At 65.1% G+C, this 25058-nt stretch carries 27 protein-coding genes; 17 read left to right on the top strand and 10 right to left on the bottom strand.

Translation table 11 applies throughout. From position 1 onward, the window contains the following. The first annotated feature begins 101 nt into the window (after window positions 1-101). The 4 genes from P12x_RS16010 to P12x_RS15995 all read left to right on the top strand — a co-directional run bounded on the left by P12x_RS16010 (window position 102) and on the right by P12x_RS15995 (window position 3146). Window positions 102-839 (top strand): phytanoyl-CoA dioxygenase family protein, encoded by a 738-nt coding sequence (locus tag P12x_RS16010; RefSeq protein WP_435005307.1) that lies wholly within the window; start codon window positions 102-104, stop codon window positions 837-839. Then, the gene (gene dapF / locus P12x_RS16005) at window positions 836-1672 is read left to right on the top strand and encodes a diaminopimelate epimerase (RefSeq protein WP_435005306.1); all 837 of its coding nucleotides are present in this window, start codon (window positions 836-838) and stop codon (window positions 1670-1672) included. Before P12x_RS16010 ends, dapF begins: the two co-directional genes overlap by 4 nt. 223 nt (window positions 1673-1895) lie before the next feature. Beyond that, complete coding sequence (locus P12x_RS16000; RefSeq protein WP_435005305.1) at window positions 1896-2225, top strand: hypothetical protein; 330 nt, start codon at window positions 1896-1898, stop codon at window positions 2223-2225. A gap of 255 nt (window positions 2226-2480) precedes the next feature. After that, window positions 2481-3146 carry a lysophospholipid acyltransferase family protein gene (locus P12x_RS15995; protein ID WP_435005304.1) on the top strand — a complete coding sequence of 222 codons (666 nt, stop codon included), beginning with the start codon at window positions 2481-2483 and terminating at the stop codon, window positions 3144-3146. Between the two features lie 63 nt (window positions 3147-3209). Here P12x_RS15995 and P12x_RS15990 read toward each other — a convergent pair whose 3' ends face one another. After that, window positions 3210-4493, bottom strand: a complete 1284-nt coding sequence (locus P12x_RS15990; RefSeq protein WP_435005303.1) for a hypothetical protein — start codon at window positions 4491-4493, stop codon at window positions 3210-3212. A 506-nt stretch (window positions 4494-4999) separates the two neighbouring features. Here P12x_RS15990 and P12x_RS15985 point away from each other — a divergent pair. The 10 genes from P12x_RS15985 to P12x_RS15940 all read left to right on the top strand — a co-directional run bounded on the left by P12x_RS15985 (window position 5000) and on the right by P12x_RS15940 (window position 12784). Then, the gene (locus P12x_RS15985; RefSeq protein WP_435005302.1) at window positions 5000-5446 is read left to right on the top strand and encodes a DUF2752 domain-containing protein; all 447 of its coding nucleotides are present in this window, start codon (window positions 5000-5002) and stop codon (window positions 5444-5446) included. A gap of 1 nt (window position 5447) precedes the next feature. After that, window positions 5448-6167, top strand: coding sequence for a hypothetical protein (locus tag P12x_RS15980; RefSeq protein WP_435005301.1), 720 nt, complete (start codon window positions 5448-5450; stop codon window positions 6165-6167). A gap of 80 nt (window positions 6168-6247) precedes the next feature. Continuing rightward, a complete protein-coding gene (locus tag P12x_RS15975) occupies window positions 6248-6643 on the top strand; it encodes a cytidine deaminase (RefSeq protein ID WP_435005300.1) in 396 nt (131 codons plus the stop codon). 151 nt (window positions 6644-6794) lie between these two features. Beyond that, on the top strand, window positions 6795-7643 hold the full coding sequence (locus P12x_RS15970; protein ID WP_435005299.1) for a ThuA domain-containing protein: 849 nt from the start codon (window positions 6795-6797) through the stop codon (window positions 7641-7643). A gap of 255 nt (window positions 7644-7898) precedes the next feature. Further along, window positions 7899-8513: a redoxin family protein gene (locus P12x_RS15965; protein ID WP_435005298.1), complete on the top strand. Its 615-nt coding sequence runs from the start codon at window positions 7899-7901 to the stop codon at window positions 8511-8513. Window positions 8514-8630: 117 nt separating this feature from the next. Beyond that, entirely contained in the window at window positions 8631-9197 is a 567-nt protein-coding gene (locus tag P12x_RS15960) for a TlpA family protein disulfide reductase (RefSeq protein WP_435005297.1), read from the top strand. Between the two features lie 129 nt (window positions 9198-9326). Continuing rightward, the gene (gene rpmE / locus P12x_RS15955) at window positions 9327-9569 is read left to right on the top strand and encodes a 50S ribosomal protein L31 (RefSeq protein WP_435005296.1); all 243 of its coding nucleotides are present in this window, start codon (window positions 9327-9329) and stop codon (window positions 9567-9569) included. Between the two features lie 137 nt (window positions 9570-9706). Further along, on the top strand, window positions 9707-10774 hold the full coding sequence (gene prfA, locus P12x_RS15950; protein WP_435005295.1) for a peptide chain release factor 1: 1068 nt from the start codon (window positions 9707-9709) through the stop codon (window positions 10772-10774). A gap of 92 nt (window positions 10775-10866) precedes the next feature. Next, the gene (gene prmC, locus P12x_RS15945; RefSeq protein WP_435005294.1) at window positions 10867-11757 is read left to right on the top strand and encodes a peptide chain release factor N(5)-glutamine methyltransferase; all 891 of its coding nucleotides are present in this window, start codon (window positions 10867-10869) and stop codon (window positions 11755-11757) included. After that, entirely contained in the window at window positions 11750-12784 is a 1035-nt protein-coding gene (locus P12x_RS15940) for a WD40 repeat domain-containing protein (protein WP_435005293.1), read from the top strand. The genes prmC and P12x_RS15940 overlap by 8 nt, the downstream gene beginning before the upstream one ends. 539 nt (window positions 12785-13323) lie before the next feature. Here P12x_RS15940 and P12x_RS15935 read toward each other — a convergent pair. From P12x_RS15935 to P12x_RS15925, 3 genes are all read right to left on the bottom strand, one after another. Then, entirely contained in the window at window positions 13324-14190 is an 867-nt protein-coding gene (locus tag P12x_RS15935) for a serine/threonine protein kinase (protein ID WP_435005292.1), read from the bottom strand. Window positions 14191-14382: 192 nt separating this feature from the next. Beyond that, window positions 14383-16137, bottom strand: coding sequence for an aspartate--tRNA ligase (gene aspS / locus P12x_RS15930; RefSeq protein WP_435005291.1), 1755 nt, complete (start codon window positions 16135-16137; stop codon window positions 14383-14385). Between the two features lie 65 nt (window positions 16138-16202). Continuing rightward, window positions 16203-16631, bottom strand: a complete 429-nt coding sequence (locus tag P12x_RS15925) for a hypothetical protein (RefSeq protein WP_435005290.1) — start codon at window positions 16629-16631, stop codon at window positions 16203-16205. Window positions 16632-16799: 168 nt separating this feature from the next. Here P12x_RS15925 and P12x_RS15920 point away from each other — a divergent pair, with 168 nt between their 5' ends. Together P12x_RS15920 and P12x_RS15915 are read left to right on the top strand one after the other, a co-directional pair. Beyond that, the gene (locus P12x_RS15920) at window positions 16800-17378 is read left to right on the top strand and encodes an FHA domain-containing protein (RefSeq protein ID WP_435005289.1); all 579 of its coding nucleotides are present in this window, start codon (window positions 16800-16802) and stop codon (window positions 17376-17378) included. A gap of 282 nt (window positions 17379-17660) precedes the next feature. Then, window positions 17661-18491, top strand: coding sequence for a S24 family peptidase (locus P12x_RS15915; RefSeq protein WP_435005288.1), 831 nt, complete (start codon window positions 17661-17663; stop codon window positions 18489-18491). Window positions 18492-18510: 19 nt separating this feature from the next. Here the strand turns inward: P12x_RS15915 and P12x_RS15910 are convergent, their stop codons facing one another. Next, entirely contained in the window at window positions 18511-18834 is a 324-nt protein-coding gene (locus tag P12x_RS15910; protein WP_435005287.1) for a P-II family nitrogen regulator, read from the bottom strand. Window positions 18835-19013: 179 nt separating this feature from the next. Here P12x_RS15910 and P12x_RS15905 point away from each other — a divergent pair, with 179 nt between their 5' ends. After that, complete coding sequence (locus P12x_RS15905) at window positions 19014-19721, top strand: hypothetical protein (RefSeq protein ID WP_435005286.1); 708 nt, start codon at window positions 19014-19016, stop codon at window positions 19719-19721. 164 nt (window positions 19722-19885) lie between these two features. On the opposite strand, the gene P12x_RS15900 is transcribed toward P12x_RS15905, so the two are convergent. The 5 genes from P12x_RS15900 to P12x_RS15880 form a co-directional block, all read right to left on the bottom strand. Next, window positions 19886-20089, bottom strand: coding sequence for a carbon storage regulator (locus P12x_RS15900; protein ID WP_435005285.1), 204 nt, complete (start codon window positions 20087-20089; stop codon window positions 19886-19888). A gap of 139 nt (window positions 20090-20228) precedes the next feature. Further along, complete coding sequence (locus P12x_RS15895; protein ID WP_435005284.1) at window positions 20229-21326, bottom strand: hypothetical protein; 1098 nt, start codon at window positions 21324-21326, stop codon at window positions 20229-20231. Then, entirely contained in the window at window positions 21323-22234 is a 912-nt protein-coding gene (locus P12x_RS15890; protein WP_435005283.1) for a phytoene/squalene synthase family protein, read from the bottom strand. The genes P12x_RS15895 and P12x_RS15890 overlap by 4 nt, the downstream gene beginning before the upstream one ends. Next, window positions 22231-23751: a phytoene desaturase gene (locus P12x_RS15885; protein WP_435005282.1), complete on the bottom strand. Its 1521-nt coding sequence runs from the start codon at window positions 23749-23751 to the stop codon at window positions 22231-22233. Before P12x_RS15885 ends, P12x_RS15890 begins: the two co-directional genes overlap by 4 nt. Beyond that, the gene (locus P12x_RS15880) at window positions 23751-25049 is read right to left on the bottom strand and encodes a polyprenyl synthetase family protein (RefSeq protein ID WP_435005281.1); all 1299 of its coding nucleotides are present in this window, start codon (window positions 25047-25049) and stop codon (window positions 23751-23753) included. Before P12x_RS15880 ends, P12x_RS15885 begins: the two co-directional genes overlap by 1 nt. Between the last annotated feature and the right edge of the window lie 9 nt (window positions 25050-25058).

Below are 25058 nucleotides of genomic sequence, written 5' to 3'. Positions count from 1 at the left end.
GGCGTGCCCGCCACCTTGATCGCGTCGGCTTGCGGGGGGTAGTCTGTCTGGTTTACCGTGGGGATTCAGGCGATCTATTCCGTCCCCCGCGAGCCCGTCCGATGATCGAAGCGATCGCCGACCTCGCCGAATCCGTCGGCCGCGACGGGTTCGCCGTGATCCCGGACATCCTCCCCCCGAGAGACGTCGACACCCTGATCGAGGCCGTCGATCGTGCCGGGCCGAGCGACGCTTTGCTCCGCCGGGTCGAGGAAGTCTACGGGATGCGGGACCTCCTCCGCGCCATCCCGGAAGTCCGAAGCCTGGCCGGTTCCGGGGCGATACTGGATCTGGTCGACTCGGTCCTCGGCCCCGGCGCGTTCGCGGTCCGGGGGCTCCTGTTCGACAAGACCGAGGGGGCCAACTGGGGCGTCCCCTGGCACCAGGACCTGACCATCGCGGTCCGCCAGCGGGCCGTGTCCGAGGGTTATGGCCCGTGGACCGTCAAGGCGGGCATCACCCACGTCCGGCCCCCGATCGGCGTCCTCGAACGGATGCTGACCATCCGGGTCCATCTGGACGACTGCGGAGCGGGACGAGGCCCGCTCCGGGTCATCCCCGGCTCGCACCGAGGAGGTCGGCTCGATGTCGAGGCGACCAGGAACCAGTTAGCCGTCCAACCGGCGGTCGAATGTCTGGTCCCTCGCGGGGGCGTGGTCATCATGCGGCCCCTCTTGCTCCACGCGTCCTCGGCGGCCACCGAGCCCCAACGTCGTCGCGTCCTCCACCTGGAATATGCCGCCCACCCCCTGCCCGGGGGTGTCGAATGGTTCGAAGTCGTCGAGAGGTCCGAGCCTTGAAATTCACCAAGATGCATGGAATCGGTAACGATTACGTCTACGTCAGCACCTTCGATCAGCCGAGCCCGGCCGATCCCTCGAAACTGGCGATCGCGGTCAGCGACCGCCATTTCGGGGTCGGCTCCGACGGCCTGATCCTGATCGAGCCGTCCCAGCTCGCCGATGCCCGGATGCGGATGTTCAACGCCGACGGATCGGAGTCGGAGATGTGCGGCAACGGCGTCCGGTGCGTCGCCAAGTACATCCACGACCACGGGATCGCCCCCAGGCCGCAAGTGACCATCGAGACGGGTCGAGGCGTCCTCACGCTGGGCCTGGAGACCGAATCGGGCAAGGCCCGCCGTGTCCGGGTGGACATGGGGGCACCGATTCTCCAGGGGTCGGACATCCCGACCACCTTGCCAGGGAACCCCCCGGTCGACGCCCCGATGGAGATCGGCGAGCATCTCCTGGCCGCGACCGCCGTCTCGATGGGCAACCCCCACGTGGTCTTCTACGTCGAGGATGTTGAACAATTCCCCGTCGAGACCCTGGGGGCCGCCGTCGAGCGGCACCAGAGCTTCCCCCGGCGCGTTAATGTGCACTTCGTCCAGGTGATGTCAACGACCGAAGTCCGGATGAGGACCTGGGAAAGGGGATCCGGAATCACCCTGGCCTGCGGGACCGGGGCCTGCGCGGTGGCCGTGGCCGGCGTCCTGACGCGAAGGACCGGGCCCAATCTCCTGGCCCACCTCCCCGGGGGCGACCTGGAACTGTCCTGGGATGGCCCGGGGACCTCGGTCTTCATGACCGGACCGGCCACCGAGGTCTATTCCGGGGAGTGGCCCGGATGAGCAAACTTTTCGCGCATATCGTTCAGGAATTTGCGTTATCGACAAACTCGCACCCTGGTACCGCAAACCTCCTGACCGGAATTCCAAAAAAAGATTTGCAATTCCCCGTAGCTTATCTATCCTATCTTCAGCCGGCATCGAGTTTGCCAGGTTGAATCGCTCGTGATCGTCGGGTCTCTTGCGAGACTCTCCCCAATTGCCCCAAATATCGGAGACGACCTCAATGCGCCACCTCACGACTCTCGCCCTGGCCGGCCTGTTCGGCGGCCTGCTGCTCGCCAGCGACGCCAGCGCCTGCCACAAGAAGAAGTGCCCCGCTCCCGCCCCGGTCTGCGAGCCGGCCCCGGTCGTCTGCGAGCCGGCCCCGGTCGTCTGCGAGCCGGCCCCGGTCGTCTGCGAGACCCCCAAGAAGAAGTGCCACTTCAAGATGCCGAAGATGAAGTTCGGCTGCCACAAGAAGGCCGAGTGTGCTCCGGTTGCTTACGAGTACGCCGCCCCCGTCCACTATGCCACCCCGCAGGCGACCCCCCAGGCCAGCGGCCAGGGCATGTAATATCGATCGGTAGGGGCGGTCTTGAGGGATTTCGCTCGTCGTTCTTCCTCCCTCCGCGGCCTACCGAGCATCCATCCGGCCCGACCGTCGCCCCTCGGCACGGTCGGGCCGGTTTCATTTCGAAGCCTGGATCGTCGGCGCTCCGGGGTTTCCTCGCTGGCAATCGATCGGGCCACGGGTTATAAGATCGCCCGTTCGGGAGCAAACCGTGCCCCGAGGACGATCGGCGACCACGAGCCAGGGAAGGCCGAGCCGATGAAGATTCAGCATCCATTCCTGGTCCAATCCGTCGGCGTGACGGGAGCCTGGCTGATCCGCCGGCTCTCGGGATCCTGCCGCTATCATTTCCGATACGCCGACCCCTCGGTCAACCCGGAGGTCGCGCGTCGGACCGGCCAGCGGTTCATCTATGCCTTCTTCCACGAGGTCATGCTCTTCCCGGCCTATTACTGGGCCTGGCCGGAGATGCAGATCCTGATCAGCGACCACCGAGACGGCGAGCTGATCACCCGGGTCGTTCGGCGTCTGGGATTCGGAGTGATCCGGGGCTCGACGACCAGGGGGGGCGTCCGGGCCCTCCGCGAGATGACCCACCGGGTCGACCAGGGGCATCTCTGCGTCACGCCCGATGGCCCTCGGGGCCCGCGTCGGCACGTCCACCAGGGCCTGGCCTATCTGTCGAGCCGGACCGGCCTGCCGATCGTGGGGGCCGGGATGGCGTTCCAGGACCCCTGGCGGGCCCGGAGCTGGGACCGCTTCGCCGTTCCTCGCCCCTTCCGACCCGCCGCTTGCGTCGTCCCTGAACCCCTCCTGGTCCCTCCCGATGCCGACCGCGAGACCATCGAATCCTGCCGCCTCGAGGTCGAACGCCGGATGCAGGACGCCACCCGAGAAGCCGAGGCCTGGGTCGAACAGCTCTGAATCCGTCCCCCTGGACAGCGATCCAGGTCATTCGGGATCTCAATCCAGAGCAGGATTTCCGGGTCATCGTCCGGGAAGTCCGTGGATGGACCCGGACAGGCTCGAAGGCTCGGGGAGCTTCGCGACCTCGCGGACCTCGATCGACGGGACCTCCCCTCGGACCCATCTGAGCGACTTCACCAGTTCTCTCCGATGATTCACCGTGAGCCGGACGACGACCTCGGCCCGATCGGCTCCCGGGTGGCTCCGGAGGACGTGCCGGGCCAGGGCGATCATCTCGGCGTCGGAGCTGGCCTGGAGCATCCGCCCGACCGGCTCGACCCGGCGAGTCATCCCTGGATGGTCGGTGATCGTCACCTCGACCGAGTCGATCCGGTCGATCTGCGAGAACATGGAATAGGTCCAGGGCAGGTGATCCATGTGGGTCAGGAGATGCCAGGGTCGCATCGGCGGGACGTAGATCCGCGCGGGGATCGCCACCATCGCCACCAGGAAGGCGAGGGCCAGGGTCATCTCGAATCGCCGACGCGGGATCGCGGAAAGGTCGGAGGAACCCGGTCCTAGGAAGGCCAGATAGCCCGTGAACATGACGGGGGCGAAAATCTCGGTCCCCGGGAAGATCGCCGCGAATCCGAGATGCAGCCCGGCCCCTACGATCATGGCCAGCTTGCGGGTCCGAGCCCACCACAACCCGACCCCGATGAAGGCCTCGACGCCGATCACCACCAGGGCCAGGAACCCGGCGAGGTCGGGCCCCGGTGCCATCGCCCGGAGCAGCGGCACCCAGATCGGCCGGACCCCATCGGCATGGGCCAGGATCGCCAGGAGCGTCTCGCCCCCGCGCCACTCCGGCATCGCGAGCTTCTGGATCACCGCGAAGCCATAGCAGCAGGTCAAGCCGAACTGAATCAGTCGCCGGGCCGGATTGATCGGTCCGTTCGCGAACAGCAAGGCGATCAGGTCGAAGAACAGGAGCTGCACATAGCTGGAATTGCAAGCCCGGACGTCGCGCCAGGCGTGATACGCCAGGATCGAGGCTGCCAGGGCGGGGGCCCATTGAGGAGCCCGATCGAAGATCATGGCCAGCGCGGCCAAGACATAGGCGGCACAAATCCAGGCATCGACCCAGGGGAGGGGCAGGGGGAGGTCGATCGGATGACCGCCCACCCAGAAGGCCGGGACGTGATAAGGACCGGGACCGCCACGGCTCCAGAACCAGACCTCCGGGAGGATGCAAAGGAGGAGCCCGCCCGAAACCCGGCGGATCGTGGCCAGTTCTCCCGAGGGGAGATAGAGCCAACCCCGGAGGAGGTCGAGCCAACCAGTCGGTTTCGTCGAAGGCGGCAAGGGCATTCCCCGGAATGAAAAGGAGCCTCGGCGATGAAGGCGACAGGTCCCTCCGAGAAAGATAGGGCGCAGGCCGGTTAAATGTTCCGGCCCATCGGATCGTTGACGGAGCACGACCACCCCGGAACCCGATGCCGACGATCGAACGGAGCCATCGGGCCAATGTCGTTTCGCCTGGCGGATGGATCGAGCCATGCGTGCAACCAGATTTTCTGGGGGTCTGTCTCGGCGGAGCAAGCTCCGCCCAGCAAAGCGAGAGCAAGCTCTCGCACTCCAAAGCCTCCGGCGGCCTCTGATGCGGCGGAGCCGCCTTGGAGTGCGGCAGCTTGCTGCCGCTTTCCGCCCCGGAGCTTGCTCCGGGTGCCGATCACCGCCGGAGTCAGGAAAGCAGCCCCAAGAATCCCCGGGTACACCCTGACCCATCTTCGGGGGGAACTGGCCTTGCCGGGTTGGGCGGTCCGGGTTAGGTTGTCGGCACACATCACCTTGCCGGACTCTCCCACACCATGAATCCGCACGCGGGATCGGTCGATCGACTGGGCGGAGCGACCCGGGGTCTCCTGGTGGTCTTCGCCCTGGCCGTGTTGTCGATGCTCGTCGTGGCCCGCCGGCTCGATCCGGATCCTCGGGGCTATGGCACGCATGAGCGCCTGGGTCTCTGGCCCTGCGCGTTCAAGGCAAACACCGGTCGTCCCTGTCCCAGTTGCGGTATGACGACCTCGTTCGCCTGGTTCGTACGGGCCGAGCCGGTCAGGGCCTGGGGGGCCAACCCCGCCGGGTGCCTCCTGGCCGCGACCTGTTTCGTCCTGATCCCCTGGCTCCTTTACGTCTCGGCCAGGGGACGCCCCGCACCGTTCCGGACGCTGGAGCAACCGCTGGTTGCCCTGGCGGTGGCCACCGTGGCCTTGACCGTTTTATCCTGGACCGTTCGCATGACCTTGGGAGGGAGTTAGGATGACCCCTCGGCCGCACGCATGGACGCGTCGGGCCGGCCTGGCGATCGCACTGGCCGCCGCGAGCCTGCTCAGTCTGCCCGGGTGCAACCCGATGACCATTTTCTACTTCCTCCAACCCTTCGATTCGAGCATTCCCGCCCCCGGCCCGTCGCTGAAAGGCAAGAAGGTCGTGGTGCTCGTGCACGTCGACCCCGGTTCCGGTACCGAGTTCGACGACCTGGCCCGCGACCTGAATCGCGAATTCACCTCGGCCCTACGCAAGAACGTCAAGAAGATCCAGATTGTCGAGGCCGACAAGGTCGCCGGCTGGGTCGAGGCCCACCCCTCGTGGACCGACCCGTCGGAGGCGGCCAAGGCGTTCGAGGCCGACGTGGCGATCCTCCTGGACGTCTCGAAGTTCATCACCCAGGACCCGAGGAACCTCGACCTGATGGAAGGGAACTCCGAGGTCCACATCCAGGTCTGGGAGATCGCCCACCCGAAAAACTCCCGAGGGCATGAGATCAAGACTCAGCCCAAGGAAGCCAGCATGGTCTACGAGGAGCAGGCCGACACCACCTTCCCGATCCGAGGTCCCGTGCCCCGGGATACCGGCGTCTCCCCCTCCTCGTTCCGGATCAAGTTCCTCAAGCTCGTCGGCACCGAACTCTCCTGGCACTTCGTCGATCACGCCCCGGGCGACGACATCCAGGACGTGAAGTTCAACCAGAACCAGTAAGGATGGTCAGGGTCCCGGGCGATCGGCGATAATCGGCCTGACCGCTGATATCAAAGGGCCGACCGCTCGGGGCACGCACCATGTCCGACATGCTCGATGATCTCCTCGAAGCCGCCCGGCAAGCCAGTCGGGCGGCTTATTGTCCGTACTCGAAGTTTCACGTGGGGGCCGCGATCCGCGCGGGGGGGCGGACCTTCACCGGGGCGAACATCGAGAACGCCTCCTATGGCCTGACCATCTGCGCCGAGAGGACGGCGACGTTCGCGGCCGTCTTGGCCGGGGCGGGACCGATCGAGGCCATCGCCGTCGCATGCGTCGACGCCCCCGAGGGATCGAGCCCCGAACTCCTGATGCCCTGCGGGGCCTGCCGGCAGGTCCTGATCGAATTCGCGGAGCCCGAGACCCCCGTGATCGTCGACCGGGTCGGGCGGATGACCCTGGCCGACCTCCTCCCGCTCCCATTCCGACTTCGTTGAACAATTCGTAAACGATTTGCTTGAACTAGTCGACTCGGGGTGATTAAATATCATTCCTTGCCTGATGTTCGTCGGTCTGGGCTTGACTGCCGGATCCTCGAACCCTACCCCGCCGGTCGGTGCCTGAACGCCCACTGGGCGACGAGCGACGATGAGCCATTGCGAGTCTACGGATCGGTTCGACCGCCGGACCTTCATGCGACGGGCCAGCCTCGCCGCCGCCTCGGCGACGGGATTCTCTCTGCTTCGCCCTTCTCCGGCACGAGCCGGGACCGAGAAAATACGGGTCCGGGTCTGGGCGGAGGGCACCGCGCCGCCCTCAATCTACCCGGATGACGTGGATGGGGCGATCGGCGATAGCCTCCGCCGACTTCCCGGGTTCGACGTCCAGCAAGCCCGACTGGCCATGCCCGAAGCCGGCCTCTCCGAACAGGAACTCGACTCCACCGACGTCCTGATCTGGTGGGGGCGTCTCCGGCATGGGGACCTGCCCGATGATCGGGCCCGATCCGTGGCCGAGCGCGTCCGGGCGGGCCGATTAGGATTCGTGGCGCTCCATGCTTCCTGCGGCAGCAAACCGTTCCAGGAGCTGATGAGTACCAGCTGCGAGCCCGGCGGCTGGCGTGAGGATGGCCGACCGGAGCATGTCACGATCCTGGCCCCCGACCACGAGCTGGCGCGTGGGGTCACCCGGTTCACCATCCCGAGAACGGCCATGTTTTCGGAACCGTTCAAGGTCCCCGATCCCGAAACGGTCGTCATGGTCTCGAAGTTCGAGGGGGGCGAGACCTTCCGGAGTGGGCTGACCTGGACGGTCGATAAAGGCCGGGTCGTTTACTTTCGACCGGGTCACGACGCCTTCCCGATCCTCTTCCATCCTTCGGTCCGCAAGATCATCGCGAATGCGGCCCGATGGGCGGCCCCGGCGGAACTTCGGGACCCATCCGGGACCGCCACCCGAGAAACGCCGACCGGACCGGGGCCTCGACAGCCGTCGTGAGATGGTTGACTCCCCAGGGACGCCGCCTATAATCGGGGTCGGAATCGGGCCGGGTCGGTAGGAATTCGGGGCCGGCCCTTCCCTCATCGGCGCTCTCAAACTTAGCTTGATCCCTTCATCGACGGTCGTCTCGGGGCAGGTCGGGGGATGGCCCGGATGGGTCCGAGAGCCGGGAGGCTCTGGCGGTCGATCGAAGGTTCAACGGCTCCCCGCACCGAAGATCATCCAGCAGACACCTTCCAGGAGATCGTTTTCATGCGTCATTGGATCCTCAGCCTGGCCGCCGTGGCCCTGATCGCCGGCACCAGCTTCGCCGGCAAGTACAACAAGGTCGTCAGCGTCGGCGACAAGTCCCCGGCCATCACGGGCATTCCCGCCGTCTCCGAGACCGGCGACAAGGAATTGACCCTGGACCTGAACAACGCCAAGGAAGATGTCGTCGTCGTTGCCTTCCTCGCCAACCACTGCCCGGCCGTCATCGCCTGCGAAGACCGGCTCTATGACCTGGTCAAGGCGTACAACGGCAAGAGCGTCAAGTTCATCGGCGTCTGCTCCTCGGGCCCGCAGATGGCCGACGAGGACGGGATTGCCGCCATCAAGGACAAGATCAAGCAGGGCAAGTACAACCTGACCTACGGCTACGACGAGGACGGCAAGATCGGCAAGGCCTTCGGTGCCACCAACACCCCGCAGTTCTTCGTCCTCGACAAGGACCGGACCATCCGCTACACCGGCCGGATGGACGACGGTGCCGAGTCCAAGGGCCCCAAGGCCTACCTGAAGACCGCCATCGACGCCGTCCTGGCGGGCGAGACCGTCGAAGAGACCGAGACCCGCGCCATCGGCTGCGGCATCCCCTACAAGAGATAAGTTCGGATCCGGCCCCGCCGGAATCGAATCGTTCATCTCGCGCCGCCGGGCCATCCCCCGGCGGCGTGCTCGTTTGATTCACCCGCCGGATCATCGGACCTTTCGAGGAGCCCGACCGTGAATGCGATCGCCCGGACCGCCCTGCTCGGACTGCTGACCCTCGGGATTGCCGCCTCGCTCGCCCCGGCCGTCGAGAAGCCCAGCCCGGCCGGAGAGGTCAAGCTCGTCCCGGTCAAGTACGACGCGATGCTCGCCAGGATCGCCGCCAACAAGGAGGCCAAGCTCACCATCGTCGACGCCTGGGCCACCTGGTGCGGCCCCTGCAAGGACAACTTTCCCCACGTCGTCAAGATGCACGAGAAGTACGCCGAGAAGGGCCTGGTCGTGATCTCGCTCTCGCTCGACGACCCGACCAGCAAGAAGGATGTCACCGAGGCCACCAAGTTCCTCGAGAGCCAGAAGGCCGTCTTCACCAATCTCCTGCTCGACGAGACCCAGGACGATGCCTTCGAGAAGCTCGACCTGACGGCCATCCCCGCCGTCTTCCTCTACGGGCCCGACGGCAAGGAAATCCGCCGGTTCAACCTCGAAGACGTCAACAACCAGTTCACCTACGACCAGGTCGAGCAGGCGGTGAAGGATTATCTCGAGGGCAAGCCGATCACCGGCGGCTCGGTGAAATGATCGCGGAAAAGCCGATTGTCCGATCCCTATGCGATCGAGTATCGTAAGAACTTTGGCGCGTGGCATCGAGGCCCGACATCCGGACTTCGGCGGGCCACGCGGGCATCGAGCGATGAAGGCGAATATCCGATGAAAGACAGCATCCACCCCAACTATGTCGAGAGCACCGTCTCCTGCGGCTGCGGCAACACGTTCCAGACCCGGAGCACCAAGCCGAAGATCGTGGTCGAAGTCTGCTCCAAGTGCCATCCGTTCTATACCGGATCGCAGAAGTTCGTCGACGCCGCCGGCCGCGTGGACAAGTTCAACAAGAAGTTCCAGGGGACCTACGGCAAGGCCAAGAAGCCGGCCGAGACTCCCACCCAGGCCTAGTCGCTCGGCCTCAGAACCTTCGGACGGCCCGCCGGACGGCGCGATGAGCGCGGACCGGTCGGGCCGTCGGTCGTTTTGCGAACGACACGCGACCGGGCGGAAAGTCCCGATGTTCAACCCCGACTCCGAGGCGTCTCGTGTTCGATAAGCTCCAGGCGGATTACCAGCGATTCGTCGAGCTCGACGCCGCGTTGCTCGATCCGGCCCTGGCGACCGACCCGACCCGCTATGCCGCCCTGGCCAAGGAGCGAGGGTCGCTGGCCAAGGTCGCGGTCCCTTACGGACGCTATCTCGAACTCGGCCGAGAGATCGTCCAGGCCGAATCGATGATCTCCGCCGAGTCGGATTTCGACATGAGGGCCTACGCCGAGGCCGAGTTGGAGACGCTCCGGGCCCGCCAGCAAGAGGTCGGCGAGTCGCTCCGCGACCTGCTCTACGACAAGGCCGCCGGCTCCGACCGCGCGGGCCTAATCGTCGAGATCCGGGCCGGGACCGGCGGCGATGAGGCCGCCCTGTTCGCCCGCGACCTCTTCGAGATGTACCGGAGATACGCCGAGACCAAGCGCTGGAACTTCGAGATCCTCGATATCGTGCCGACCGAACTGGGCGGCTTCCGCGAGGCGTCCTTCGGGATCACCGGAGAGGGAGCCTATCGCCATCTCCAGTTCGAGAGCGGAGGTCACCGGGTCCAACGCGTGCCGGCCACCGAGACCCAGGGGCGGATCCACACCTCGGCCGCCACCGTCGCCGTCATGGCCGAGCCCGAGGACGTCGAGATCGTGATCCGACCCGAGGACATCGAGCGGGACGTGATGAGGGCGGGAGGCCCCGGCGGCCAGCACCAGAACAAGACCGAAAGCGCCGTCCGGCTGACCCACAAGCCCAGCGGGATCGTCGTCCTCTGCCGGGACGAGCGGAGCCAGCACAAGAATCAGGCCAAGGCGATGCGTCTGCTCCGGAGCCGGCTCTACGACCAGATGCAGGAGCAGGCCCACTCGGAGCGGGCCGAGCAGCGGCGGACCCTGATCGGGTCGGGCGACCGTTCGCAGCGGGTCCGGACCTATAGCTTCCCCCAGAATCGCGTGACCGACCACCGGATCGGCCAGACCTGGTACAACCTCGATCGAATCATCCTCGGCGACCTCGAACCCGTCGCGACCGCCCTGATCGACCACGACCGTCGGGAGCAGCTCGGGGACCTCTAGGACGCGAGCCGACCAGCAAAGGGCAGGGCGTCCCCTGCCGACGAAATCGAGCCCGGCAGGGCCAGCCCTCCGAGAAACGGAACACGGACACCATGCCCGCTGACCTCGAAGACCGCTGGACGGTCGGCCGTCTTCTGAGCTGGACGCGCGACTTCCTCAAGAAGAAGGGGGCGGAGAGCCCTCGACTCGATGCCGAGGTCCTGCTCGCGTTCGTCCTGGGTTGCGAGCGGGTCCGCCTCTATACCCAGTACGAGGAAGAGGTCGGCGAGAGCGATCGAGGCAAGTTCCGCGACCTGGTGAAGCGCCGGGCCGACGGGACGCCCGTGGCTTATCTTGTCGGGCGGAAGGAATTCTACTCGCTCCCCCTGGCGGTCTCGCCGGCCGTCCTGATCCCCCGCCCCGACTCCGAGTTCGTCGTGGTCGAATTCCTCGCCCGGCTCAAGGCGGTCGAGTCCCCGCGATGCGTCGACGTGGGGACCGGCTCGGGCTGCCTGGCCCTGGCCTGCGCCCAACATCACAAGTCGGCCCGCTTCATGGCGATCGACCTCAGCCCCGAGGCCCTCGCGGTCGCCCGTTCTAACGCCGAGAAGCTGGGCCTGTCCGATCGGGTCGAGTTTCGCCAGGGGGACCTCCTGGCCCCGGTCGCCGGCGACGGGCCGTTCGACGCGATCGTCTCGAACCCGCCCTACATCGCGACCGGCGTGATCCCGACCCTCGAACCCGGCGTCCGCGACAATGAACCGCACCTCGCGCTCGACGGCGGCGAGGATGGCCTCCGGGTGGTCGACCGCCTGATCGCCGAGGCTGTACCGATGCTCAAAGTCGGCGGCCACCTGATCCTGGAGATTGGCAGCGATCAGGAGACGCCAGTCCGCGAGCTGGTCGCCGCCCGACCCGAGCTGGAAATGGCCCCAACCATCCGCGACTCGGCGAACCACCCGCGAGTCATCCACGCCACCCGGAGATCGGTCGACGATGCCTGAAGATCTCCGGACCCGCCCGCGACGGACGGCCCGCCTCCTGATGGCCCTCGCCTTGCTCGCCGGCTGCGACGGGCCGCCGCCCGTGATCTCCCCAGAACGCACACTCGCGGGACACACCCGCGAAGTCGTCGCCTTGGCGATCTCCCCGGACGGGAAGACCCTGGCCTCCCGGTCTTCGGGCGAGATCAAGGTTTGGGACCTGACCTCCCGCAAGGAGCGGCTGACCCTCTCCTCGGACGGTTCGGACTTCAGCTCGGTAGCGATCTCGCCCGACGGTCGGACGCTCGCTGCGAATCGGCCGGGACTCGGCGCGATCTCGTGGGATCTGGACACCGGGAAGGAGCGAGCCTTCTATCGCGAGAACTCGGACGACTCGGCCTTCGGAGGTAATGCCGTGGCCTACGGCTGGGGCCTGGCCTATTCGCCCGACGGCAAGACCCTGGCCGGAGGCGGGAGCCATTCGGGAGAGGACGGATTCGTCACCCTCTGGGACACCGCCACGGGAGAGGCCCACCTCGGCTTGAAGTACCCGAGCCCGGTCACGACCGTGGCCTACGGGCCGGACGGCAAGATCTTGGCGGTCGGGAGCATGAGTGGAATGGTCGACCTGATCGACCCCGACGCGAAACGGGAAAAGATCCAGGTCCCGGCCGTGCGGGCCTACCTGGCCCCCGTCGTATTCTCGCCGGATGGAAGGTCGCTGGCCACAGCCTCCGACGACCGAAGGATCAGGCTCTGGGATGTCGAGACCGGTCGCGAACGGAAAGTCTTGAAGGGCCAGATGAAGGGGATCTTCTGCGTCGCATACCATCCCGGAGGGCGTGTCCTGGCCTCGGGCGATGCGGGCGGGTCCATCTATCTCTGGGACCTGCAAACCCGCAAGCCGATCGCGCAGCTAGAAGGGCATCGCGGGAAGGTCTGGACGATCGCATTCAGCCCGGACCGGAAGACGATGGCCTCGGGGGGCGAGGATCGCGAGATCCGGCTCTGGGATCTCTCGAAGATTGTCGAAGATCTGAGCCGTTGAATCCCGCGTCGGTTTCGGGGCGGGTGGGCAGAATCCCGTGCCATTCTTCGATTTTCTTTTTCTCGACCGTTCGCCTGAGTTTATTAGGGGAGCTATGGTCGTAATAAGCGACATAACTCTCCAAGCCCTTCGACGACGAAGGAGGATCGATGGCACGGCAATATGGTTGCGTAGAGGATCGACTCGACCAACTCGAGTCCACTGAACATAGGGCTCAGTTTGACAGCAAGATCCGCTGTTTAATCACCGATGGTGTCGAATCGATCCAGGCTCGGCGAACCGATAGCGACGAGCCGATCCAGAGGCTCATCGCACTCATGGAAGATCTCGCGAAACGGATGGATCAACTCGACCGGAAGAACCGCACACTATCCGAGGAGGTACGACGGCGTGACTGGATGGATCGACGAAGGCGACGATCTTTGGTCACGGCGGTGTCGGTAACGATGGCCCTTGTGATACTCGGCGGCTGGGCCACGTCTCACCTGAGCCCCCCGCCGGTCGTCACGATCCCGAACGAATGACGCAAATCCCCCGCCTCAGGCCTCGCGCTTGGGGGAGACCTCGCGAAGGGCGTCTCCCAGGGTGGACATCTTCGGCCAACGCTCGTCCCGCTTGCGTGCGAGCGTCTTGCGGAGGATCTCGCAAAGGTCGTCGGAGAGCCTAGGGTTGGCGACGGCCGGGTCGATCGGGGCGACGTTGATCTTCTGGGTCATCTGGGCCAACGAGCTGCCACCCCCGAAGGGAAGTTTGTCGGTGAGCAGTTCAAAGGCCATCACGCCGAATCCGAAAATATCGATCCGCTCATCGGTCGGCTCGCGACGGATCAGCTCGGGGGCCATGTACTGAAGCATCCCGGTCCGGTTTCCCGGGCGTTGGAAGGCCGGGGTGTTGGGGACGGCCAGGCCGAAGTCGATCAGCTTGACCAGGTTTTCCCGATCCACCAGGAAGTTGTTGGGATTCACGTCGTGGTGGATGAAGCCGGCCTCGTGGACCGCCGCCAGGGCGTCGGCCGCCTGGGCGAGCAGCTTGACCTTCGCACGGATGCCAACCTTGGTCGCCTCCCGGACGAACTTCAGGCTGACCCCGTCGATGAACTCCATCACGATGAATTTCTCGCCGATGCTGGTCGTCCCGAACTCCAAAGTTCGGACCACATTCGGGTGGATGACCTTCATGGCGACCTCGCCCTCCGGCGGTCGCTCCAGTCGATGGGCACGCGCCTCGGCGGCGGCATGCTTCTCGGGCAGCTGGATCTTCAAGCAGACGGTCCGGCCGGATTCCTTGTCGATCGCCCGATAAACGCGGGACATGCTCCCTTGCGGCGTCTCGCAGGAGATCGAGAACCGGCGGTCCAGCGAGGTCCGGCCACCAGGCCCGAAGAGCCCCTTAAGTTTCGCGAGCATGCGGTCCCCCGTCGATATGGGCCGTGCCGAAGAGATCGGGAGATGGGATTTCTGGGAGCGTCACCGCGCCAGGATCGGCGGACGAAACGACCCGCAGATATTCTACGCCTCCCGATCTCTCCGGTGACATGCAATCTTCCCGCCAATTGGCAGGAATTTTGATCACAGCATCACCCAATATCGGCTTTCGGATTATTCGGTCACGCGGACGTGGAGTTCCCGAAGTTGCCGGCCGTCGACCGTGCCCGGTGCGCCGGTCATGAGGTCGGTCCCTCGGGCGGTCTTGGGGAAGGCGATGCAGTCTCGGATGTTGGTCAGTCCGGCATAGAGCATCACCAGCCGGTCGACGCCCAGGGCGATCCCGCCGTGGGGCGGGGCCCCGTTCTTGAGGGCGCTCAGCAGGAAGCCGAACTTCTCCTCGGCCTGCTCCGGGGTGAGTCCGAGCAACTCGAAGATCCGCGACTGGATCTTGGGGTCGTGACAGCGGATCGTCCCGCCCCCGCATTCCTCTCCGTTGACGACCAGGTCATAAGCCTGGGCGCGGACCCGGGCCGGGTCTGAATCGAGGAGATGAAGGTCTTCGGGCAGTGGCATGGTGAAGGGGTGGTGCTCGGCGGCGTACCGCGCTTCCTCGGCGTCCCAGTGCAGGAGTGGGAACCGAATCACCCAGGAATAATGGTAGCTCTTGGGATCGTAGAGCTTACGTTCCGCAGCGAGGCGGATCCTGAGGTTCGAGAGGGCCTGGCTGGAAACGGCCTGGTTGTCAGCCACGATCAAGATCAGGTCGCCCGGCTTGGCGTCGAATCGCTCGCGCAGTTTGGCCTGGGCGGCGCCCGGGAAGAACTTGGCGTTGGAGCCGGCGAACGCCTCGGCCTCGACCTTGAGCCAGACCAGGCCGCTGGCCCCGAAGGTCTTGGCGTACTCGGTCAGGCCGTCGAGATCCTTCCGGCTATAGGCCTCTCCACCGCCGGGGACGCAGATCCCCCGGATCCGGTGGCCGACCGCCGCGGCATTCTGGAAGACCTTGAATTCGGTCTCGGCCGCGATATCGGCGATATCGTTCAACTCCATCCCGTAGCGGAGGTCGGGGCGGTCGTTCCCGAACCTCTCCATCGAGTCGGCGTAGTCGATCCGGAGCAGGGGGAGGCTGATCGTCTCGCCGGTGAATTCTCGGGCCAGATCGGCCACTAGGTTCTCCATCGTCCCGATGACGTCCTCGTCCTCGACGAACGACATCTCGACGTCGAGCTGAGTGAACTCGGGCTGGCGGTTCGAGCGGAGATCCTCGTCGCGGAAGCAGCGGGCGATCTGGAAGTAGCGATCGAACCCGGCCACCATCAGCACCTGCTTATAAAGCTGCGGCGACTGGGGCAGTGCATAAAAATGCGCCGGATGGACTCGGCTGGGTACCAGGAAATCGCGGGCCCCTTCGGGAGTGCTCCGGCCCAGGATCGGCGTCTCGACTTCGAGGAAGCCCAGGCCCGACATGGTGTTGCGCATCAACTGCGACATCTTGTGCCGGAGGATGAAGACTTCCTGCATCGCCGGCCGTCTGAGATCGAGATAGCGATATTTGAGGCGGAGTTCCTCGTTGGCCTCGGCGCCATGAATCTCGAAAGGCGGGGTCGGCGCGGCGTTGAAGACTTCCAGTTCGATCGCCCGGACCTCGATGGCGCCGGTCTTGAGCTTGGGGTTCTCCTTGCCTTCGAGCCGGGGGGCGACGACCCCTTTGACCCCGATGACGTGCTCGTTCCGGAGATCCTGGGCCTTTTCGAGCGGGCCGGTCCCCGGTTCGAAGACGACCTGGGTCAGCCCGTAACGATCGCGGAGGTCGATGAATACGAGCCCTCCGTGGTCGCGACGGGTGTCGACCCATCCGTTGAGGATCACTTCCTGGCCGACATGGTCGCGGGTCAGTTCGCCGCAGGTCTTCGTCCGTTTGAGCATGGTCGTCGCTGGATCAGCCGCCTCGAAGGGTTTGCGTCAGGCCAAGTCGCGCTTCAACTTAACCCCTATCCAAGGAGGGCGTCAAGCGGCCCAGTGGTTCGCGCAGAATCAGCCCCGGATTCGCTGGAGGTCGTCGAAAGCAGAAACATATCCCCGTCGTGATTGCAAATCAGGAAATCTTCCATTTTGTCTCGCGTGGTCATTGTAAGATCCAGCCCCTCACCTCTTCCCGGCTTGATCCTGGATCGAAGGAAGGGCAGCAATTCCTCGATTCGGACCAGATACAGCCTGTCACGCCGCTTGAGTACCGGATGTTCGTATAAGAGATAGTAGACAGTCTCTTCGCGGAAGAATCCGGAGTCGAACACCTCCAGATCGACCCGCCTCGCCTGTTGGATCAATTCGAGAGGCGGTAGACTTTTCGGGTTCCTCCGCGAGCGCAACAAATCGATCACAAGCTCCCGATCGATGACGATCTCCTCCCCGGGAATCATCCACCAGCCCTCCCGTTCGACTTGTCGAAGAAATTACGTCTCAGTGGGCTCAGGTCGTGCATTGCGGGAACTCTGAAACTAAGATATCTTGGGGGTTGGGGGTATTGTCTCCGGGAAAATGCCTTGCGCTCTGAAGTCTCGCCGGCCACGAATCAGGACCGTCTTGCCATGGATTTCCAGCTCGTCGTCCTCCGTGGCCGGAGCGCCACGACCGCCCTGAAACTCGGCGATGGGGTCACCACGGCCGGCCGCCACGATGAATGTCAGCTCCGGATCAAATCCTCGGAGGTCAGCCGTCGCCACTGCCAGTTCTTCGAGAAGAACGGAATGCTCCTGGTCAAGGACATGGGCAGTTCCAACGGGACGTTCCTCAACGGCAAGAAGATCGAGGGGCAGCGGGTCCTCGAACCCGGCGATGAGCTGAGCATCGGCCCGGTCAAGCTCCGGGTCGAGAAGGTCGGACAGGCCATCGCGGCGAAGACGCCCGATGCCGCGGCCGGCCCCAAGCCGGGAGATACCGCCGTCCCCGCCGCTCACGTGACGCCCGGCGCGGCCCCCGATGAGTTCGAGATCGACTTCGACGATCTCCCCGAGCCCTCCACCGAGGACAAGACCGTCGCGGCCAAGCCCGAGCCCAAACTGGCCACCAAGCCTGCCCCCGCCGACCTCCCGGCCGAAGACGAACCGATCGCCGATGACGCGATCGCCGATTTCCTGCTCGATTTAAAGCTCGACGACGACGAATAAATCGCGACGAAAGCGGTCGTTTCGGACCTATCGGACAGATGACGGGATCGCTCCCCCGACCTGGACGGAGATGATCCATTCTCGCCGTTTTTTGTTTCAAAGATGATGCTTAAAAACGACGATCCAATCATTGAAGTAGACAAGCAAGGAGTTTTTATTGACGGTCATCAACAAGTTGCATAAAGATAGCGTTAATTCATCGACAGGGCACACTTGAGCAATCATCGCTCATAATCGGAACTTGCCCTCGTCGACTCGAGGCCTACTAATCCGAGATGTGCCATGGCTCGTCGTAAGAATGCCCCCGAATCAATCCGCGTCAAGCAAGGGCTTTCGGACCGTTTGAGGTGTCTTCGCACCGAATTCTACGGCGAACGGGGCGGACCCGATCTCGCCCGGACGCTCGGGATCCCGGTCCGGACCTGGTATAATTATGAGAACGGCGTGACGGTCCCCGCCGAGATCATCCTTCGGATCGTCGAGCTGACCTCGGTCGAGCCGACCTGGCTGCTCCGAGGGGAAGGGCCAAAATTACGCACCAGGCCCAGCCATCCCACGGGCGGGGACGAATCTCTATCGGGCCTGACCAATACTTCGGTTTCCACGCTCCTGAGAGCGGCCCTGGATCGCCTGGAGCAGGGCGAACAGACCTCAAACGGCCGATCCGCCCGCCCTTCGATCGTGGCCGATCGGCCCGAGTCAGGTGCCCGAGTTCCTCAGGAAATCGTCCTGCATCGGCCCGATAATCAGGAAAGTGTCACTCCGAACTCGCTCGATGACCCGATGGACGAGATCGGCCAGGGTGAGTGTCCCGACGCTCGCCCGGCTTCTCGATATCTCCGGGTGAGCGACGACTCGATGTCGCCGATCGTCGCGGAAGGGGCGCATGTGGCTTATTCCGAGCCCGAGCCGGCCTCCGAGGCGTTCCAGGACAAGCTGGTGGTCGCCTGGGTCGACGGGGAGCCCCGGGTCCGCTGGTTCCAGCATTGCGGGCGATACGCCCTGCTTCGCGCCGAGAATCCGGCCGCTCCCGACCCTTCGATCCTGGTCGACCTCGACGAGGTCGAGCCGCTCTCGTTCCATCGGGTCCTCTGGGTGAGCACGCCGCACTGAACCGAAATGACGCCGGGCCTTACCACGAGACGAAATCGCCCAGGCACGGCGTGACCATGATCTTGCCGTCCCCCATCCGACCGGTCCGGGCCTGGCCGACGATCGCCTTGACGGCACTCGACGCGTCCTGCTCTCGGACGAAGAGGGTCAGCTCGACCTTGGGCAGGAACGAGGCGTTGTACTCGCTCCCGAGATAGCGATGGAGGCGGTTCTTCTGGCGACCGTACCCCATCGCCTCGCGGACGGTCCCGCCCAGGATCTCGATCTCCATCGAATCCAGGGCCGCGAGGACCGCCCCCGCTCGAAACGGCTTGACCAGCGCGACGATCTGGACCACGCCCATCGGACCAACCCCCACCGATCCCGCCCCGCCGGGCGTCGGTCGCTTGACAAGACTCCCATCCCGTCGGACATTAAACGATCGAGGCGGCCGGGCCAAGTGCCGACCGCCGGCCGAAGGAGACCGGCCTCCTCATGCGGAGGAGGAAAATCGGTCACGTCCTGGTCGTCGCGAGGTCAATCATGCGTGGGGTCTGGGTATTCATCACGTTGCTGGGGCTGGTCGCCGTCCCTGGTTGCGGTCGAGAAGGCTACGAGAAGCGGCAGGCCAAGACCCTGAACCAACTCGAGTACACGCGGCGGCTCCAGAAGAATCTGATGGAAGCCCCGAACGAGAAGAAGTTCACCGATCTCGCCATTTACATCCGACCGCCCAAGGAACAGGCCCTGGCCAAGACGGGACAACTTCCGGTCGGCGAGGGTCAGTTCGACCTCGACGCCTCGTTCAACGATAAGACCGAGTCGGTCTTGCATGTCCTGGCCCGCGTCAAGCGGCCCAAGAAGCCCCCGACCAAGGGGGAAGCCCCGCCACCACCACCGGCCGCCAGGGGCGAGTTCGTCGCCGACGTCCTCGGCGTGCTCACGAGCGTCTTCGGCTCGCCCGAAGGCCTGCAAACGCCCAAATTCAGCGAAGAGAGCAAGAAGGGCAACCGATTCCGCCGACTGATCTTCACCGCCGACAACAAGGAAGTGAAGGTTTACACCTACAAGCTGGACAACTCCGAGGTTGCCCTGATCTTCGTGTATGACCCGGCGCTCCGGGGGGCACTCAGCTCGAAGATCGACCTCTGCCTGGAATCGTTCGCCACCGGCGCCAAGGCCACTCGCCTCTACAACGGCGGCGATGCGGCCGAAGAAGACGCCGAAGCGGGGGCTCCGGTCCCGCTCTGAACCTTCGAGAAGCGGACGGCCCGACTCTCCGGCTTGGGGAGATCGGGCCGCTCAACTCGGCGAATCGAAAACGGGCCGGCACGGGTGCCCGCCCCGCGGTCGAGCCAGGCTCGGTTGGCCGGGGCGGACACTCATGTCGGCCCGCTTTCGCCGTGCCTGGGGGCTCAATGGCTCGCGGGGGATGACTCCCAGGCCGTCTTGGCCTCCTGAACTTCGGGGTCGGCGACCAGTTCGTCGCGGACGATCAGGACGTTCGGCGGCGCCTCGATCCCCAGGCGGACCTGATTTCGATCGATCTTCACGATCTTGATCCGGATGTCCGTACCGATCTGGATCCCTTCGAGCTGCTTGCGACTCAAGACGAGCATCCGTTTCCTCCATGAATCAGGATGTCCGGTTCCCTTTCTTTGGCCCGCCACTCGGGCCGCTCTATCAGACTCTTCGGGAACCGGGCCATCGATCCGACAAATCCAACGGTGTTTCCTGAATAATTTCCCGAGACTCATGTCAGAAACGCTTGAGCCGGTAGGGGATCATCCAGTTGAACCAGGACCGATGTAGGTTTCTGGTCTCCAGCAATTCGGCGATACCGACCGTTTTCTTACAAAGTTCCGCCGGATTCTCGATCGAATCGACCCGGAAGTCCGCCAACCATCGGCGGTAGAACGGCCCGTCGTCCAGGCAGGCTCGGGTCGATCGGGTCAGCCGGGATGCATCCTCCTCGAATCGCAAATCCTCCCGGTGGCGAATCCCAAACACGTTCCGACGTTCAGGCCCATCCCCGGAGGGCCGCAGATCGTCCTGGACCGACTCGACCCGCCCGTCCCGGCAGGCGATCCGGAGCGATCGGGATTCTCCCCGATGGGGCTCGCTCCAGTAATAGATCTGGGTCATCGGGCCGGAGTGGACCCGCCCCCATTCCCAGCGCCTCATGGCGACCGAGAGGTCCTCGGCCCCCGCGTTATGGTCATGGTAGCCCCGACCGGCGAAGTCCAGGGCGTCCGGGCCGATCGACAGGCTCCCTTCGACCCGACAATCGGCCGCGGCCAGGATCCAGTTGTGGGGGGCATCTGGCGTCCCCAGGTCTCGCTCGAACGGTTCGGTCGCCCCGGCGGGGCGGAACCGCAACTCGGCTCGGATCGGCTTACCCTGGACCGAGGGGGTCTCGATGCTCAGGCGATAACCGTCGTCGTCCCGTTGGACCCTGCTGGAGCCGATCTCCACCTCGAAGGGCTCGGCCTGGTGCCGGAATGACCCGGCCTTGAACCCGTTGAGGGCGTAGGCCATGGTCTTGCCGTCTCGGTACCAGCTCATGCCGATTGCCGAATGGTCCAGGGACCGAGGGGCCGGATATTTCGCCGGATTCCGAAGGTGGCGGAGCGTCGCCACGCCGAAGGCAGGGTCGAAGGGAAGGCCGGCGTACCAGACGATCACGAGGGCGTCGCGGCCGTCGTCGCTGATCGCGTCGAAGTACCACCACTCGTGGGCACCCGGCGAGGTCCGGTTGAAGAAGCGGTCGGGATCGAGTCGATTCGAGGGTGGGGTCACGTTGCTTGACTTTCGTCGGGTGGGAGGATGACCGATCGCGCTCGCTTCGAGATTCATCCCCAGAATCGTCGCCAGGCGTCGCCCCCGGTCTCGACCTGGCAGGCGGCCAGCGTGGCGAGCTTCCTCGGCAGGGTCACCCGGGCCCGTTGTCGGAAGACGTCGAGCCCCTGGCGTTCGATCGCCCCCAGGATCCCGCCGTAGAGCCGGCCCATCACCCGGACGGTCAATCGGCTGGAGTCGCCCACCAGCCAGGGAATTCCCGCCTCCGCCTCCCGATAGTATCGCCGAGCCCGGTCGATCTGGAACCGCATGAGATCCCGGAATCGGTCGTCGACCGTCCCCCGGGCCAGGCTCGACTCCTCGACGCCGAACCGCTTCAACTCATCCTGCGGCAAGTAAACCCGGCCCATCCGGAAATCCTCGGCAATATCGCGGAGGATATTGGTCAATTGCATGGCCGTCCCCAGCGCCAGGGCGTTGGGCAGGCACCGCTCGGACCGGTAGCCGAAGACGTGCGTCATCATCAGGCCGACCACGCCCGCCACCCGGTAGCAGTAGCGGTCGAGTGCGGCGAAGTCGGCGTAGCGGGTGACGTCGAGGTCCATCTCCATCCCGTCGAGCAGGTCTTCGAAGAGTCGTCGGGGGATCGAGCGGAGCCGGACCGTCCGACGGAAGGCGAGCAGCCCCGGCGAAGCCTCCGACCGGGAATAGGCCAAGTCGAGCGCCCGGCGGGCCTGGTCTAGCCGGAAGGCCGCCTCGTCGCGGTCGCGTGCATCATCGACGCCGTTGTCGGCCCACCGGCAGAAGCCATAGACCGCGTAAGCGTTGGCGCGGGTGGCCCGGGGTAGGCACGCGGAAGCGAAGTAGAACGTCCTGGCGTAATGCCGGGTGATCCTGCGGCAGACCCGGACCCCTCGGGATTCGTGCGGGGATTGCCGATCACCCTCATCTCGGACTGCCCTCACAACCACTTCTCCAGGACCTTCGCGCTGCTGATCACGCCCGGCAGGCCGGCCCCGGGGTGGGTACCCGCCCCGACGAAGAACAAGCCCCCCACATCCTCGCTCCGATTATGGGGCCGGAACCAGGCGCTCTGGGTCAGGATCGGCTCGAACTGGAAGGCCGACCCTCGAAAGGCGTCGAGATCGGTCTCGAAGTCCTTGGGGGTGAAGAGCCGGAGCGTCAGCAGGTGGTCGCGGAGCCCGGGGACGAGGTGATCCTTCTCCAGCGAGGCCAGGATCCGGTCGGCGTACTCGTCCTTGATCGCGTCCCAGTCCTGCCCGCCCCCCAGGTGCGGCACCGGACTCAGGACGTAGAAGCACTCGCAGCCGGGCGGGGCGAGGCTGGGGTCGGTCCGGGTCGGGGCGTGGAGATAGAGCGAGAAATCCTCGGCCACGATCTTCCGATCGAAGATGTCGCCGAGGAGCCCCTGATAGCGCGACCCGAGGATGATCGAGTGGTGCGGCAGGTGCGGATACGTCCGATCGGTCCCGAAATAGGCGACGAACAGCGACATCGCGTACTTCATCCGCTCCAACCTTCGGTCGGTCCACTTCCGCCGATGTTCGGGCTTGATCAGCTTCCGGTAGGTATTGGCCACGTCCCCGTTGGAGACGACCACCTCGGCCTCGAACCGCTGGCCCGACGCCAGCCGGACCGCCTTGACCTTGCCGTGGCCGACTTCAATCTCCTCGGCCCGGGCGTCCAGGATCAAGCGGCCCCCCATGTCCTCGAAGAGTTTGACCAGGCCGTCCACCAGGGCGCCGGTCCCGCCCATGGCGAAGTGGACGCCCCAGGTCTTCTCCAGGTAGTGGATCATCGAGTAGATCGACGACGACCGGAGCGGGTTCCCGCCGATCAGGAGGGGCTCGAACGAGAAGACCTGGCGGAGGCTCGGGTCCTTGATGAACGAGGAGACCCGCTTGTAGACCGACTGCTCGGCCCGGAGCTTGATGAGGTCGGGTGCGACCTTGACCATCTCCCAGATGCTGTGGAACGAGTGGTCGGCCAGGTCGGTGAAGGCCCGGGCGAAGACTTTCTCGGTGTAGGCCAGGTAGGCCCGATAGCCCGCCACGTCGTCCGGGTTGAAGCGGGCGATCTCGGCCTCGAGCCGCGCCTGATCGCCCACGTAGTTGAACTCGCGGCCATCGGAGAAGTAGATCCGATAGAACGGGTCGCACGGGACGATCGTGACGTACTCGGAGATCGACCTGCCCGCCAACGCGGCCAACTCATCCAGGACGAACGGGACGGTGATGATGGTCGGCCCGGCATCGAAGGTGAAACCCTGATCCCGGTAGACATAGGCGCGACCACCCGGACGGTCGCGCATCTCCAGGATCGTGGTGGCATAACCCTTGGCCTGGAGGCGAATAGCCGCGGCAAGCCCCCCGAAACCGCTGCCGATGACGACGGCTCGACCCTTCGAGCCGGGTTCGACCTGCGGCCTGTCGGAGGCCGCCGAGAATTGTGCCTGGACCATCACGCGTCGACCATCCCACCTTCGGGCATCGGGACTCCGTCGGCCTCGATCGGGAGGACGATGAAGCCGGGAGCTTCCAGGACTTGAGGGGCTTGGAAAAGTTCGGTCAGGGCGACAAACTGTCGACGTTGCACGGTATCAAGCGGGGCCTCGCGGAGGACCTCGATCGCCTCGCAACGGACGGTGTCGAGCCGGGCCTGGCAAGCCTGGACGGCCCCGCTCTCGGCGATCAGTCCCAGGAGGAGTCGGCGACGATCGGACCCGACGGGGCGGGCCATCACTTCCTTCAATTTCCGACGCCCCCGATCGCCGAGCCCCTGATAGGTCGCCCAGAGCACATAGGTCCGCTTGCCCGCGTCCAGGTCGGGCTGATCGCCAAGCTCGGGGTCTTCTTCGAGTGCATCGAGGTCATTCTGGACCTGGAAGCCGAACCCGAGGAGATCGCCGAACCGGTCGAGGGCCCGGGTGATCGCGGGGGGAGCCCCGGCGATCGAGGCACCCAGGACCAGGGGGCCGGAGACGCTATAGCGGGCCGTCTTGCGGAGATAAGACTCGACGATCTGCTCTTCGGTCAGGTGTTGAAGGGGGCAATCGTCGTAGAGGACATCCAGGGCTTCGCCCAGCCCGGTCTCGAAGAGCATGTCGGCGACCAGGCGGTTGGCGCGACCCAGCGTGGCATCGTCGAGGCCCGATCGACCGAGCAGGCGCATCCCCAGGGCGAACAGGAGGTCGCCGGCGATCAATCCGAGGTCGGAGGCCCGCTTCCGTTCGAGCGGGTCGTCGGGCTGCTCGGCGTCCCGTCGAATCGCCTCGTGGAGGGTCGGGCGGTTTCGTCGGAGGACGCTCCCGTCGATCAGGTCGTCATGGACGAGCATGAAGGCGTGGAAGACTTCGAGGCTCGCGGCGGCCCGGGCCACCGGGGAGGGAGGGGGTTCGAACCTCCCGGTGAGGATCCGATAACTGGCCAGGCAGAGCCGGGGGCGGAGCCTCTTGCCACCCCGAAGGACGAACTCGGCCAGGTGTCCGTAGAGCGGCTTCAGGTGCGGATTGGCCGCGTAGCCGCGTCGGGTCTCCTCGAAGAAGTCCGACAGGTCCAGATCCACGCGATCGCGATCGGCCGGGGGAGAAAGGCGATCGATCGAAGCCGTCAGCGTGTGTTTGGCGACCTGTGGCACGGACTTCCTCGCCATCTTGAGGACCCCGCGAGCCTGGCCCACGGTCGGGATCAACCCCTCGCGGACCACGGCATGCTCGCCCATAGTGTCGCGACGATTTCTATTGTCAGGATTGTAAACCATCGGGTAGGG

This window comes from Tundrisphaera lichenicola (genome assembly GCF_051175385.1).
Taxonomy (GTDB): domain Bacteria; phylum Planctomycetota; class Planctomycetia; order Isosphaerales; family Isosphaeraceae; genus Tundrisphaera; species Tundrisphaera lichenicola.
This window is presented reverse-complemented; position numbering and strand designations above follow the sequence as displayed.

What these genes read in the sequence shown, in the direction of transcription:
- P12x_RS16000 (WP_435005305.1), top strand. Translation starts at nt 1,896, where the DNA reads ATGCGCCACCTCACGACTCTCGCCCTGGCCGGCCTGTTCGGCGGCCTG.
- P12x_RS15970 (WP_435005299.1), top strand. Translation starts at nt 6,795, where the DNA reads ATGAGCCATTGCGAGTCTACGGATCGGTTCGACCGCCGGACCTTCATG.
- P12x_RS15980 (WP_435005301.1), top strand. Translation starts at nt 5,448, where the DNA reads ATGACCCCTCGGCCGCACGCATGGACGCGTCGGGCCGGCCTGGCGATC.
- aspS (WP_435005291.1), bottom strand. Translation starts at nt 16,137, where the DNA reads ATGCTCAAACGGACGAAGACCTGCGGCGAACTGACCCGCGACCATGTC.
- P12x_RS15965 (WP_435005298.1), top strand. Translation starts at nt 7,899, where the DNA reads ATGCGTCATTGGATCCTCAGCCTGGCCGCCGTGGCCCTGATCGCCGGC.
- P12x_RS16010 (WP_435005307.1), top strand. Translation starts at nt 102, where the DNA reads ATGATCGAAGCGATCGCCGACCTCGCCGAATCCGTCGGCCGCGACGGG.
- P12x_RS15920 (WP_435005289.1), top strand. Translation starts at nt 16,800, where the DNA reads ATGGATTTCCAGCTCGTCGTCCTCCGTGGCCGGAGCGCCACGACCGCC.
- prmC (WP_435005294.1), top strand. Translation starts at nt 10,867, where the DNA reads ATGCCCGCTGACCTCGAAGACCGCTGGACGGTCGGCCGTCTTCTGAGC.
- P12x_RS15925 (WP_435005290.1), bottom strand. Translation starts at nt 16,631, where the DNA reads ATGATTCCCGGGGAGGAGATCGTCATCGATCGGGAGCTTGTGATCGAT.
- P12x_RS15975 (WP_435005300.1), top strand. Translation starts at nt 6,248, where the DNA reads ATGTCCGACATGCTCGATGATCTCCTCGAAGCCGCCCGGCAAGCCAGT.
- P12x_RS15880 (WP_435005281.1), bottom strand. Translation starts at nt 25,049, where the DNA reads ATGGTTTACAATCCTGACAATAGAAATCGTCGCGACACTATGGGCGAG.
- P12x_RS15935 (WP_435005292.1), bottom strand. Translation starts at nt 14,190, where the DNA reads ATGCTCGCGAAACTTAAGGGGCTCTTCGGGCCTGGTGGCCGGACCTCG.
- P12x_RS15995 (WP_435005304.1), top strand. Translation starts at nt 2,481, where the DNA reads ATGAAGATTCAGCATCCATTCCTGGTCCAATCCGTCGGCGTGACGGGA.
- P12x_RS15905 (WP_435005286.1), top strand. Translation starts at nt 19,014, where the DNA reads ATGCGTGGGGTCTGGGTATTCATCACGTTGCTGGGGCTGGTCGCCGTC.
- P12x_RS15910 (WP_435005287.1), bottom strand. Translation starts at nt 18,834, where the DNA reads ATGGGCGTGGTCCAGATCGTCGCGCTGGTCAAGCCGTTTCGAGCGGGG.
- P12x_RS15985 (WP_435005302.1), top strand. Translation starts at nt 5,000, where the DNA reads ATGAATCCGCACGCGGGATCGGTCGATCGACTGGGCGGAGCGACCCGG.
- P12x_RS15915 (WP_435005288.1), top strand. Translation starts at nt 17,661, where the DNA reads ATGGCTCGTCGTAAGAATGCCCCCGAATCAATCCGCGTCAAGCAAGGG.
- P12x_RS15940 (WP_435005293.1), top strand. Translation starts at nt 11,750, where the DNA reads ATGCCTGAAGATCTCCGGACCCGCCCGCGACGGACGGCCCGCCTCCTG.
- P12x_RS15900 (WP_435005285.1), bottom strand. Translation starts at nt 20,089, where the DNA reads ATGCTCGTCTTGAGTCGCAAGCAGCTCGAAGGGATCCAGATCGGTACG.
- P12x_RS15885 (WP_435005282.1), bottom strand. Translation starts at nt 23,751, where the DNA reads ATGGTCCAGGCACAATTCTCGGCGGCCTCCGACAGGCCGCAGGTCGAA.
- P12x_RS15895 (WP_435005284.1), bottom strand. Translation starts at nt 21,326, where the DNA reads ATGAATCTCGAAGCGAGCGCGATCGGTCATCCTCCCACCCGACGAAAG.
- rpmE (WP_435005296.1), top strand. Translation starts at nt 9,327, where the DNA reads ATGAAAGACAGCATCCACCCCAACTATGTCGAGAGCACCGTCTCCTGC.